The organism is Pseudonocardia sp. DxW (assembly GCF_058448985.1).
Map to the genome: position 1 here is coordinate 104,590 of NZ_JBZFLK010000003.1, position 12,585 is coordinate 117,174.

The 12,585-nt window shown below is 76.7% G+C and carries 9 protein-coding genes; 1 reads left to right on the forward strand and 8 read right to left on the reverse strand.

Annotated elements, in window-relative coordinates; translation table 11 throughout:
- Positions 1–289 precede the first annotated feature (289 nt).
- The gene (locus ACVJO7_RS05580; protein WP_491672014.1) at positions 290–1,819 is read left to right on the forward strand and encodes a M28 family peptidase; all 1,530 of its coding nucleotides are present in this window, start codon (positions 290–292) and stop codon (positions 1,817–1,819) included.
- A gap of 34 nt (positions 1,820–1,853) precedes the next feature.
- Here ACVJO7_RS05580 and ACVJO7_RS05585 read toward each other — a convergent pair whose 3' ends face one another.
- From ACVJO7_RS05585 to sucC, 8 genes are all read right to left on the reverse strand, one after another.
- Positions 1,854–3,419, reverse strand: coding sequence for a DNA polymerase Y family protein (locus ACVJO7_RS05585; protein ID WP_491672015.1), 1,566 nt, complete (start codon positions 3,417–3,419; stop codon positions 1,854–1,856).
- The gene (gene imuA' / locus ACVJO7_RS05590) at positions 3,416–4,465 is read right to left on the reverse strand and encodes a DnaE2-dependent mutagenesis accessory factor ImuA' (protein ID WP_491672016.1); all 1,050 of its coding nucleotides are present in this window, start codon (positions 4,463–4,465) and stop codon (positions 3,416–3,418) included. The genes ACVJO7_RS05585 and imuA' overlap by 4 nt, the downstream gene beginning before the upstream one ends.
- A gap of 312 nt (positions 4,466–4,777) precedes the next feature.
- Positions 4,778–6,337 (reverse strand): bifunctional phosphoribosylaminoimidazolecarboxamide formyltransferase/IMP cyclohydrolase, encoded by a 1,560-nt coding sequence (purH, locus tag ACVJO7_RS05595; protein WP_491672017.1) that lies wholly within the window; start codon positions 6,335–6,337, stop codon positions 4,778–4,780.
- A 2-nt stretch (positions 6,338–6,339) separates the two neighbouring features.
- The gene (gene purN, locus ACVJO7_RS05600) at positions 6,340–6,954 is read right to left on the reverse strand and encodes a phosphoribosylglycinamide formyltransferase (RefSeq protein ID WP_491672018.1); all 615 of its coding nucleotides are present in this window, start codon (positions 6,952–6,954) and stop codon (positions 6,340–6,342) included.
- Positions 6,955–7,068: 114 nt separating this feature from the next.
- Positions 7,069–8,910, reverse strand: a complete 1,842-nt coding sequence (locus ACVJO7_RS05605; RefSeq protein ID WP_491672019.1) for a cell division protein PerM — start codon at positions 8,908–8,910, stop codon at positions 7,069–7,071.
- A gap of 79 nt (positions 8,911–8,989) precedes the next feature.
- Positions 8,990–10,333, reverse strand: a complete 1,344-nt coding sequence (locus ACVJO7_RS05610) for a DUF5336 domain-containing protein (protein WP_491672020.1) — start codon at positions 10,331–10,333, stop codon at positions 8,990–8,992.
- Between the two features lie 159 nt (positions 10,334–10,492).
- Entirely contained in the window at positions 10,493–11,380 is an 888-nt protein-coding gene (gene sucD / locus ACVJO7_RS05615; protein ID WP_491672021.1) for a succinate--CoA ligase subunit alpha, read from the reverse strand.
- Positions 11,381–11,383: 3 nt separating this feature from the next.
- The gene (gene sucC, locus ACVJO7_RS05620; RefSeq protein ID WP_344029049.1) at positions 11,384–12,574 is read right to left on the reverse strand and encodes an ADP-forming succinate--CoA ligase subunit beta; all 1,191 of its coding nucleotides are present in this window, start codon (positions 12,572–12,574) and stop codon (positions 11,384–11,386) included.
- Between the last annotated feature and the right edge of the window lie 11 nt (positions 12,575–12,585).

Here is a 12,585-nt window from a genome sequence, read left to right on the forward strand (position 1 = left end):
CCGCGGGGCCACTCGGAAGACCCTCGGTCACCGTCGGCGAGTCGCTCGCGTGCCCCGCCGACGGACCCGATTCCAGCAGCCGAACCTGTGGGACGACTGAGATCCGCCCGTGGATCCGCCGTGGATCAGACTCCCCGTCCGCCCGGTCGCGGCGGGCCCGCACTGCCGATCACGGCTACCGTGTGGTGACCGCCGTTTCACGCCGTGTCCACATCCGATGCCGGAGGCTCGGCCTCGTGGACGGCACGGACATCGACCGGCGCCGGACCGGACAGCGGGGGTGGGGGCCATGCGGGCGGGAACGACGGGAACCACGGGAGCGACGGCCGGGGCACCTGGGCGCCGCGCCGGGCGCCGGCTGGGGCGTCTGGTCGGCGCCGGGATCGCCACGGCCGCGCTGGCCGCGTGTGCGAACGTGCCGGCCGGCCCCGGCGCGACGGCGACGCTGGACACCGGAGCCACCGGGGCGAGCGGTTCCGGTCAGGCCGATCCCGGTCTGCCGGAGCGGCTCGCCGCCGCGGTCAGCGGGGATGCCGCCTACGCCCACCTGCAGGAGCTGGAGCGGATCGCCGACGCGAACGACGGCAACCGCGCGGTCGGCACACCGGGCTACGACGCGAGCCTCGACTACGTGGTGGGCGAGCTGCGCGAGGCCGGGTTCGAGGTGCAGACCCCCTCGTTCGACGTCCGCACCTTCACCTCGAACGACGCCCGGCTGACGGTCGCGGACGCGCCCGTCCCCACCGAGGTGCTCAGCTTCTCCCCCGCCACCCCGCCCGGCGGGCTGACCGCGCCGCTGTCCGTGCGGGCGCGCACCCCGCAGGACCCGACCCCGGGCTGCGAGGCGGAGGACTACGCCGGGATGCCGGCCGGGGCGATCGCCGTCGTCGAGCGGGGGGTCTGCCCGTTCGGGCAGAAGTCCCAGCTGGCCGGGGCGGCCGGGGCCGGTGCGGTGATCATCGTGAACACCGAGGACGCCGCGCTGCCCGCCACCCTCGGCGACACCCCGGAGGTGCTCCCGACCGCGTCGGTGACCCGGTCCGCGGGCGAGGGACTGCAGGACGGACAGCAGGCGACCCTGCTGCTGGACACGACGATCGAGCAGCAGACCTCGCGCAACGTGATCGCCGAGACGACGACCGGCGACCCGGACCGGGTGCTGGTCGCCGGGGCGCACCTGGACTCGGCGCCCGAGGGGGCCGGCATCAACGACAACGGCAGCGGCAGCGCGGCGCTGCTGGAGGTCGCGCAGCAGCTCGGCGCCACCCCGCCCGCGGCGCAGAAGGTGCGTTTCGCCTGGTGGGGTGCCGAGGAGATCGGCCTGGTCGGTGCGGCGCGGTACGTCGAGGGGCTCTCCGACGAGGACCGGGCCCGGATCGCGCTGTATCTGAACTTCGACATGGTCGCCTCCCCGAACCCGGCCTACTTCGTCTACGACGGCGACGACTCCGACGGGCTCGGCGGCGAGCCCGGGCCGCCCGGCTCGGACACCGCGGAGCGGGTGCTGACCGAGGCGCTCGTCGCCGCCGGTGTGACCGGCCCGGAGGGGACCGCCTTCGACGGCCGCTCGGACTACGGGCCGTTCATCGACGCCGGGATCCCGGCGGGGGGCCTGTTCACCGGTGCCGAGGAGCAGAAGACCCCGGAGCAGGCGCAGAAGTGGGGCGGCACGGCGGGCCAGTCGTTCGATCCCTGCTACCACACCGCCTGCGACCGGCTGACCAACATCGACCGCACGGCGCTGGACCGCAACCTCACCGCGATGGGCTCGGCGATCGGCCGGTTCGCGGTGGACCTGTCCGGGGTGCCGGCAAGGTGAGCCGCCGGGCCGGGCCCGCCCGGCCGGCGGCGCCTCAGTCGTAGACACCGGCCACCGCCCAGCCATCGGCCCGGTGCACCAGCAGCAGCGCCGTCCCGTCGGCGAGGACGGCCTGCATCCGCACCGCCGGGCCGAGGTCCCCCGGCACCCACCAGCGGGCCCCGACCGGCCAGGGGCCTGCCCACCCGGTGATCTCCCGGTCCGGGCCGCCGCCCCCGGAGATCCGGTGCGGGACGCCGTCGAGCAGGTCCGGGGCGGCCGGGTGCACCTCGGCGCCGCCGGCCGCGAGCAGCCGGACCGGCACCGGCTCCGGCGGCACCGTCGCCGGGGACGGCGCGGGCAACCGCCCCGGCCAGGACGGCGGCGGGTCCTTCGGTGAGGCGCCCGCGCCCCCGGGGGTGCGCTCCTCCCCCCAGGGCACCAGCCGGACCCGTTCGCCCGGGTCCCGCCCGCCGACCGGGACCGCGGTGAGCACCGCCTCCGGGCCGAGCAGCGCCTGCACCCGGACCAGCGCCCGCCCGGCCCGCTCGTCGGACTCGCCGACGTCGCCCCACAGCCCGCGTTGCAGCGCGCCGGCCTGCACCGTGTCCTCCGGGGTCAGGCGCAGCGCGACGAGCGTGCCCGAGCCGCCGCGCCCGAGCCACGAGTCGAGCTGCCAGCGCACCCGGTCGACCGTGCCGCCCGGGGTCAGCGGCTCGGCGCACCGCCAGACCCGCAGCAGCTCCTCCCCGCCCTCGGTGCGTGCGTGCACCCCGAGCCGGGTGCAGGCCAGACCGTGCCCGGCGAGCGCCTCGTGCAGCCGGGTCGCCAGCCCGCGGGCGGCGAACGCGGCCGCGTCCACCCGGTCCACCGGCGGATCCAGCTCGATCGCCGCGGCCAGCTCCTCCGGCGGCACCCGGCGGGCCGGGGGCCGCGGATCGAGACCCCGGGCCAGCCGGTGCGCGGCCACCGCGTCGGCACCGAACCGGGAGGCGACGTCGGCCTCGGCGAGCTCCGCGAACGCCCCCAGCGACCGCAGGCCGAGCCGGCGCAGCAGATCGACCAGCGCGGACCGGTCGACATCCGGATCCCGGTCCAGCTCGGCGACCTCCAGCGGGGCCAGGAACTCCGCCGACCGGCCCGCCGGCACCCCGCGCCCGCGGCGGGCCGCGAGCCCGGCGGCGAACATCCCGTCCGCGATCCCGATCTGGCACTCGGTGGCGGCCCGCAGCGCGACCTGGTCGATCAGCCGTTCCACCGCGGCCCGCTCACCGCCGAACCAGCCGACCGGGCCGCGCGCGGGCAGCACCAGCAGCCCGGGCCGGACCACCTCGACGCCAGGGGCGAGCTCCTCGACCGCGGCCGCGACCGGCTCGAACAGCCGGGCGTCCCGGCCGGGATCCGGCGCGAGCACCGCGAGCCCCGGGCAGCGGGCCTGTGCCTCGCGCCGGCGCAGCCCGCGGCGCACCCCGTGCCTGCGGGCGGTCGCCGAGCAGGCCAGTACCCGGTTGGCGTGGAACACCGCCGCCGGACGGTGCACCGGCACGTGCGCGGCCCGGGCCGCCGCGGTGACCGGCCAGTCCGGGGACCAGACCGCGAGCACCCGGGCCGCGGCGCTCATCCGGCCACCCGCACCGCGGCGGCCGGCCCGGGCGGTGCGGCCGCTGCGGCCGGCGCGGCCTGCCCGGCCAGTGCCGGCAGCCCGGCCGGTGCGACGGCGGTTCCGGGACCGGCCGGGGCCTCGACGACGGTCCCGCCCGGGCCCGGCAGCAGCACCTCGACGCCCCACCCCGCCGGCCCGATACCGCGGCCGTGCGCGCGCACCTCCACCCGGCGCGACCGGAGCCGGCCCGTCCCGCGGCCGGCACCCTCCCAGCGCGCCCGCTCGCAGTGCAGCCGCAGGTCCGCCCCCGGCCAGGGGCCCAGCGCCAGCAGCACCGCCCCGCGCTGCCGGGCGCGGGCCGCCAGCCGCTGCCGGTCCGCCGCGCGCAGCCCGGCCCGCTCCGGGCCCGCCACCACGACCAGATCCAGCCCGTCGAGCAGGGCCGCGGCGACCGGCACCACGTCGATCCCCGGATCCGGGACCAGCGCCAGCCGGTCCAGCCGGACACCGCTCTCGGCCGCCGCCGTCGCCCCCAGGCCCGGACGGCCGACCACCCCGGCCCAGGCGCCCTCCGCGGACGCCGCGGCCAGCAGTGCGAACAGCAGCGACCCGGCGCCCGCCCCGGCACCGACCGCGACCGTGGAGCCGCGACGCAATCCACCCCCGGGCAGCAGCCCGGACAGCGGGCCGGGCACCGGCAGCACCGGATCGCCCGGCGCGTCGTCGATCCCTGCGGCGGCACCTGCGGCGACGCCTGTCGCGGCACCTGTCGCGGTACCGGCCGGGCGCGCGGGCCCGGTGCGGGGGACCCCGCGCGGCCGGGACCGCTCCGGATCCGCCCGGGCCTCCATCCGGTGCAGCACCCGCCGCGCCGCGGCCAGCCGGTCCGCGGGTGACGCACCGACCGGTGCGCCGGGCCCGGCATCCCCGGGACCGGCGCGGCCCACGGGGACGGGCTCCCCGTCCGTCCCCGTGTACCCGGCGCCGATCACCGGGCCCGACACCTCCGCCGGGTCGAACACCGGCTCCGGGTCCCCACCCGCACCGGCATCCACTGCGCTCACCACTGCACGGCCCACCACTGCACGGCCCTCACCACACGGACCTCCCCCGCTCCACGCACCGTGGCCGGTCAGCTGACCGGCCGGAACCTGCCCGGCGCGCCGTGGGGAAGACGGCGCGTGCTCGAACTTACGTTCGAATCATAGGGCTCGGCCCGGCGCTGCGCAGCCCCCGGTCGGGGGATGCCCGGGCCGATGCGGAGCACCGTCGCACGGCACTCCGACAGTTTCCGCCGGGCGGACCGCGGGCCCCGGACACGGCGCGGCCCGGGCCGCGCGTGGCGACCCGGGCCGGCTGCCGGGGAGGGACGGGGGTCAGTGCGCGAAGTGCCGGGTCCCGGTCAGGTACATCGCGACGCCCGCCTGTGCACAGGCCGCGACCACCTGCTCGTCGCGCACCGAGCCGCCGGGCTGCACGACGGCCGTGACGCCGGCCTCGAGCAGCACCTCCAGCCCGTCCGGGAACGGAAAGAACGCGTCCGAGGCGGCGACCGAGCCGCGCGCCCGGTCACCGGCCCGCTGCACCGCGAGCTTGGCCGCGTCCACCCGGTTGACCTGACCCATGCCGACGCCGACCGCGGCGCCGTCGTGCGCGAGCAGGATCGCGTTCGACTTCACCGCGCGGCAGGCACGCCAGGCGAACGCGAGATCGGCGAGCGTCTCCTCGGCGACCGGGTCGCCGGTGACGAGCTTCCAGGCCGCCGGGTCGTCACCGTCGGCGTCGACCAGGTCGCGCTGCTGGACGAGCACCCCGCCGGAGATCGGCCGCAGCTCCACCCCGGATCGGGCGACCTCGCCGGGGATCCGCAGCAGGCGGACGTTCTTCTTGCGCGACAGCACCTCCAGCGCACCGTCGGCATAGGAGGGGGCGACCACCACCTCGGTGAAGATCTCCGCGACCTGCTCGGCCAGCTCCTCCGAGACCTCGCCGTTGACCGCGATCACGCCGCCGAAGGCGGACACCGGGTCGGTGGCGTTGGCCTTGCGGTGCGCCTGCGCGACGTCGGTGCCGACCGCGATGCCGCACGGGTTCGCGTGCTTGATCACCGCGACGGTCGGCTGGTCACCGTGGTCGTGCGCGGCCCGCCAGGCGGCGTCGGCGTCGACGAAGTTGTTGTAGGACATCTCCTTGCCGTGCAGCTGCTCGGCACCGGCGAGGCCGGGGGCGCCGTCGGTGTAGAGCGCGGCGGCCTGGTGCGGGTTCTCGCCGTAGCGCAGCGACCGCTCCCGGTTCCAGGTGGCGCCGATCCAGGTCGGGAACGGCCCGGCGTCCTGCTCGGGCGCCAGCTCACCGCCCATCCAGGACGCCACCGCGACGTCGTAGCCCGCGGTGTGCCGGAACGCCTCGGCCGCCAGCCCGCGCCGGTCCTCGATCACGAACCCGCCCGCGGCGACCTGCTCCATCACCCAGTCGTACCGGGCCGGGTCGACCACGACGGCGACGCTGTCGTGGTTCTTCGCCGACGCCCGCACCATCGCCGGACCGCCGATGTCGATCTGCTCGACGATATCGTCCCGGCCGGCGCCGGAGGCCACCGTCTCCCGGAACGGGTACAGGTTGGACACCAGCAGGTCGAACGGCGCGATGCCCAGCTGCTCCAGCTGGTCGACGTGCTCGGGCTTGCGGGTGTCGGCGAGCAGCCCGGCGTGCACCCGCGGGTGCAGGGTCTTCACCCGGCCGTCGAAGCACTCCGGGAACCCGGTGACCTCCTCGACCGCGGTGACCGGCACGCCGGCGTCGGCGATCCGCGCGGCGGTCGAGCCGGTCGAGACGATCTCCACCCCCGCGGCGTGCAGCCCGGTCGCCAGGTCCAGCAGCCCGGCCTTGTCGTAGACGCTGATCAGGGCCCGGCGGACCGGCCTGCGCTCACTCATGTTCACCTCGTGGGTTCGGAGGCGGTGGTCCCCGATGCGGCGAGCCGCCGCACCGTCCCGACCAGCAGCCGTCGTTCCTCGGTCTTGATCCGCTCGTGCAGGGCGGTCTCGTCGTCGCCCGGGAGTACCGGCACCTCCGCCTGCGCGAGCACCGGCCCGGTGTCCAGTCCCGCGTCGACCTCGTGCACGGTCGCGCCGGTGACGTCCACCCCGGCGGCCAGCGCGTCACGCACCGCGTGCGCGCCGGGGAACGCCGGCAGCAGGGCCGGGTGCGTGTTCAGCATCGGGCATCCGAGCGCGTCCAGGAAAGCCGGTGCGACGAGCTTCATGAAGCCGGCCCCGACGACGAGGTCCGGCCGGTGTGCCGTCACGGCGGCGGCGAGCGCCCGGTTCCATGCCGCGCGGTCGGGATGGTCACCGACCCGTTCGACGAAGGTGTGCAGGCCGGCGGCGCGTGCCCGGTCCAGCCCGGCGGCCCCTGGCCGGTCCGCGCCGACCGCGACCACTGCGAACTCCGGGCTCGCCGCGTCGAGCAGTGCCTGGAGCAGGGTCCCGCCGCCCGAGATCAGGACGACGATCCGGAACCGGCCGGTCACCGGCTGTTCGTCCGCGCCCACCGCTCTCCCTCGACATCGCCCCGCGGGCCGTCCCGCTGCACAGGCCAGGGTAGGCGGGGGCCCGCCGGGCGGTGCCGGGACCCTGTCCGGGCCGGGTGGGAGGTCCGGCGGCGGTCAGCGGTCCGGCTCGCCGCCCGGTTCGCCGAGGGTGCCGGTGGTGCCGCGACCGCCGGTGTCGCCGCGGCTGCCGGTCACCCCGTGGTCGCCGGTCGCCCCGTGGTCGCCGGGATCGGCGGTGCTGTCGTCGTCAGCGCTGTCGCGATCGGTGGTGCTGTGGTCGGCGCTGTCGTGGCCGGCGGCGCTGTGGTCGGTGGCGCTGTGGTCGGTGGCGCTGTGGTCGGTGGCGCTGTGGTCGGTGGCGCTGTGGTCGGTGGCGCTGTGGTCGGTGGCGCTGCCCGGATCCGGGTCGTCGGCCGAGCGCCCGGCCGGGGTCGCGGCGGACGCCTGGCCGGGGGCCCCGGAGCCCGAGGTGCGGTGGCGTTCGACGAGGTCACCGACCGTGGCCGGGCGGCCCTGGCGAGCACCGCGGGATCGCGCGGGCGCCGGGCGCGCGGCCGGACGGCGACCGGGCGCGCTGCCCATCGGGACGTGCCGGGCCAGCTCCGGCCCGGCGCAGGTGAGCAGCGCGGGCAGACCGACCAGGAGCAGCACCGCCCCGAAGAGGGCACCGGGGTGGAAGGACACCGGGTCGTACGGGCCGCCGCCGAGCGGGCCACCGGCCACGGTGGCGAGCACCGCCGCCCCGACGGCGGTGACGGCGGCCGCCGTCACCGGCGCGGCGATCCGGTCCGCGGTGGGGGCGCCGGCCGGCAGCGCACGCCGGCAGGCCAGCCCGGTCAGCACGCCCACCGCCACCGGGAGCAGCAGCACCAGCGGTGCGGCGGTCGGGACGGCCGTCACCGGGAGGACCGCGGTGAGCGGGAACGGCGGCATCGGGCCGGGTTCGGCGGCCAGCGGCCCGGAGGTGGCGATGCCGATCGTCACGCCCGGCCCGGCCGCCCAGGACAGCGCACCGACGAGTGCGTTCGGCAGGTAGCCCACGGTCAGCACGAGCACCCCGGTCGCGGCGCCCATCCCGGGGCCGAGCCGCAGGGCGATGTCGGTCACCGCGGGCGCGGTGAGCAGCAGCGCCGCGGTCAGCACGAGCGCGGCGGTGAGCAGCAGGCCGGTGGCCGCCACCCGGATCCCGGCCAGCGCCACCCCCGGCCAGCCCGCCAGCACCCGGCGCCAGGCCACCGGGAGCCCGCAGGCGTGGACGACGCCCACCCCGGCGGCGGTGCCGCCGATCAGCCCGGCACCGACCAGCGACGCCCACGGCGCGGTGACCGCCATCTCCCGCGGCAGCAGCGCACCGGCCAGCACGGCGACGGCTGCCGCGGCGCCGGCCTGGCTCGCGACCACGGCTCCCGCGTCGTGCCGGACCCGCCCGCCGAGCCGGCGCACCGCCCAGCGCGAGAAGCAGCCGACCAGCACGACGACCACGATCGTCGGCAGCAGCGGGAGGACGCCGAGCGGATGCCCGTCCAGCGCGATCGGGATCTGGTGGGCGGCCAGCCACATGGGGACGGCCGCGGCGAGCGCGCCGTCCGCGGTGACCGGGGCACCGCCGGTACCGGTGAGCAGTGCGGCGACCGGGACCAGCATCGTGTAGCCGGCCAGCACCGCCCCCATCGTCGAGGCGAGCAGCACCCGCAGCCGGTCCAGACCGTGCCCGGTGCCGCCGCGCTCCGGTCGCCCGCCGGGACCGCCCGCGCGGGCCGTGCCACGGGACCGGCCGCGGTCGGCGACACCCGCGTCACGGGTTCGGCCGCCCTCGACAGCAACGCCGTCACGGGACCGGCCGCGCTCGGAGACGCCCGCGTCGCGCACCCCGCCGCGGGTCCGGCCGGCCGCGGAGCCGGTCGTCCGGGAACGGGACGCGGGACGGCCGCGGGTGGGCCGGGACGGGGTGCTCACCCGGTCAGGGTCGCAGCGCCGGGACGCCACCGACGGCAGGCACGCCGGGGACGGCGGTCACCGTCACCCGCGTCCCGGCTCAGCCCGACGAGCCGCCGTCGGTGCGCAGTGCGCGGGTCGCCTCGTCGTCCGGGGCGTTCCCGGCGGGATCCGGCTGCCGGTGGCCCGCCGAGGACGCCGCACCGGCGCCGGGCTCGGCGCCGGGGACGTCCTCGCCGCCGTAGGGGCGGGTGCTGGGCGGCGGATCGGCCGGCGTCCCCGGCTGGGCGGTCCCGGACGGTCCCGGCGCCCACTCCGACTGCCCCGCGGAATGCTGGGACACCGACCGGGGCGCCCCGGACTGGGCCGACGGGGACTGGGCCGGGACCGGGTGGGCCGGCGAGGACGCCTGCCCCTGCTCGGGGAGCGCCGAGCCGGGCTGGGCGGCCGGGGAGAGCCCCGGCGCGGGCTGACCGGACGACGACGGCGCGGCCGGCTGGGCCGGCACCTGCTGGCCGGCGGAAGCATCATGACCAGCGGGAACACCCGGGGACGCCGGCTGACCGGCACCCGGCTGACCCGCGACCTGCTGCCCCGCGGCCGGCTGGCCCGCACCCGGCTGACCCGGGTACTGCTGGCCCGGCGCCTGCCCGTACCCACCCGGCTCGGACGCCGCGACCGGCCGCTCGCCGTAGGCGATCCCGGAGAACGCACCGCCGGACGGCACCCCCGAGGGATGTGCCCCGGGCGTGTGACCGCCCGGCTGCGGACCGGCGTAACCGGGCTGGCCGTACGGGCCCGGGTACTGCCCCGGCGGCTGGGCGTGCTGGGCGTGCTGGCCGTAACCGGGCGCGGCCTGCTGCCCCACGCCGTAGTGGCCGGGGACGGCGCCGTACTGGCCGTACCCGGGCTGCTGGAACTGGCCGGGCCCGGGCTGACCGGGGTAGCCGGGCTGCGGCAGCCCCGGCGTGGCCCACGGCTGCTCGGCCACGTGCGACGGCCGGGCCGGCCGCGGCGCGGGCGCCGACAGCACCCCGGACAGCAGGAGCTGCCCGTAGAGCAGCGCGGCCGCGGCGAGCAGGGCGAACGCCAGCGAGATCCAGCCCGCCGCACCCGCGGACACCGGGCTGCCGCTCGCGGTGAACAGGAACAGCATCGTCAAGAACCCGGTCCCGGTGAGCGCCACCCCGGCGACCAGGGTGCGGCCGGTGCCGGGCAGCAGCGACAGGGTGCCCGCGATCCCGCCACCGACGACCAGCGTCAGTGGGAGCAGGCTGCCCGCGCCGGCGTCGAAGAACGCCGCGATCAGCGAGATCAGGGCCAGCGCCCCGCCGCCCAGCACCGCGAGCCGCGCCGGACCTCCCTGGAGGGTGCCGGGATCACCGGCCTCCGCGGGTCGGGCAGGGGGTGCGGCCCCCGGGGAGGCGGGCTGGTGGCTCGTCATGACGGCTACTCCAGCGGGCCGCGACGGGCGCGGCGTCGGCGACAGGACTGCTCGGTCGCACGCTAGCCGATCGGGCCACCCGGTCGGGTGAGGCACCACGCGAACGCGCGGGCCCCGGGAGACGATCGCGGGGCCCGCGCGTGCGTCGGCGAGTGCCTGCTACTTCGAGGAGAGGATCTCCTTCATCAGCGCGGCGGTCTCGGACGGCGTCTTGCCGACCTTCACGCCCGCGGCCTCGAGGGCCTCCTTCTTCGCCTGCGCGGTGCCGGCCGAGCCGGACACGATGGCGCCGGCGTGGCCCATCGTCTTGCCCTCCGGCGCGGTGAAGCCCGCGACGTACCCGGCGACCGGCTTGGTGACGTTCGCCCTGATGAAGTCGGCGGCCCGCTCCTCGGCGTCGCCGCCGATCTCGCCGATCATCACGATGGCCTCGGTCTCCGGGTCCGCCTCGAACGCCTCGAGGGCGTCGATGTGGGTGGTGCCGATGACCGGGTCGCCGCCGATGCCGATCGCGGTGGAGAAGCCGAACTCACGCAGCTCGAACATCATCTGGTAGGTCAGCGTGCCGGACTTCGACACCAGACCGATCTTGCCGGGGCCGGCGATGTTCGCCGGGATGATGCCCGCGTTGGACTTCCCGGGGGAGATGATGCCGGGGCAGTTCGGGCCGATGATCCGGGTCCGGTTGCCCTTCGCGACGGCGTGCGCCCAGAAGTACGCCGAGTCGTGCACCGGGATGCCCTCGGTGATCACGACGGCGAGCGGGATCTCGGCGTCGATCGCCTCGATCACGGCGTCCTTGGCGAACTTCGGCGGGACGAACAGCACCGACACGTCGGCGCCGGTCTCCTTGATCGCCTCCTCGACCGTGCCGAACACGTGGACGTCCTTGTCGCCCACGGTGTGCGTGGTCCCGGCCTTGCGGGCGTTCACGCCGCCCACGATGTTCGTGCCCGAGGCCAGCATCTTGGTGGCGTGCTTGGTGCCCTCGCCGCCGGTGATGCCCTGGACGATGACCTTGCTGTTCTCGTTGAGGAAGATCGACATGTCTCAGGCTCCAGCGTTCGCGAGCTCGGCGGCCTTGGCGGCCGCGTCGTCCATCGTGCCCACCACGGTGACGAGCGGGTGGTTCGCGTCGGCGAGGATCTGACGTCCCTCGTCGACGTTGTTGCCGTCCAGCCGGACGACCAGCGGCTTGGTCGCCTCGTCGCCGAGGATCTTCAGCGCCTCGACGATGCCGTTGGCGACCGCGTCGCAGGCGGTGATGCCGCCGAAGACGTTGACGAAGACACTCTTGACCTCGTCGTCGCCCAGGATGACGTCCAGGCCGTCGGCCATGACCTGCGCCGAGGCGCCGCCGCCGATGTCGAGGAAGTTGGCGGGCTTCACGCCACCGTGCGCCTCACCGGCGTAGGCGACGACGTCCAGGGTGCTCATGACCAGGCCCGCGCCGTTGCCGATGATGCCGACCTGGCCGCCGTCGAGCTTGACGTAGTTGAGGCCCTTGGCCTTCGCCTTCGCCTCGAGCGGGTTCTCGGTGCGCTCGTCGACCAGCTCGGCGTGCGCCGGGTGCCGGAAGCCGGCGTTCTCGTCCAGGGTGACCTTGCCGTCGAGCGCGATCACCTTGTCCTGCGGGTCGCGGACCAGCGGGTTGACCTCGACCAGCGTGGCGTCCTCGGAGACGAAGGTCTCCCACAGCTTGACGATCACGGTCGCGGCCTCGTCGGCCACCGCCGCCGGGATCTTGCCCGCGGCGACGATCTCGTCGGCCTTGGCCTTGTCGACACCGGCGATCGGGTCGATCGCGATCCGGGCCAGCGCGTCCGGCCGCTCGACGGCCAGCTGCTCGATCTCCATGCCGCCCTCGGCCGAGCACATGGCCAGGAAGGTGCGGTTGGAGCGGTCCAGCAGGAACGAGAAGTAGTACTCCTCGGCGATGTCGCTGGCCTCGGTCACCAGCACCTGGTGGACGGTGTGACCCTTGATGTCCAGCCCGAGGATGGCCTCGGCCTTCTCCTTGGCCTCGTCCGCGTTCTCGGCCAGCTTGACTCCACCGGCCTTGCCCCGGCCGCCGGTCTTGACCTGAGCCTTCACCACGACGGCGGTGCCCAGCTCGGCCGCCGCGGCCGCCGCGTCGGCGGCGTTGTCCACGGTCCTGCCCGGCAGCACCGGGACTCCGTGCGCGGCGAAGAGATCCTTCGCCTGGTACTCGTACAGGTCCACTCGGCTCTCCCGCTCCACTTCGCTCTCGT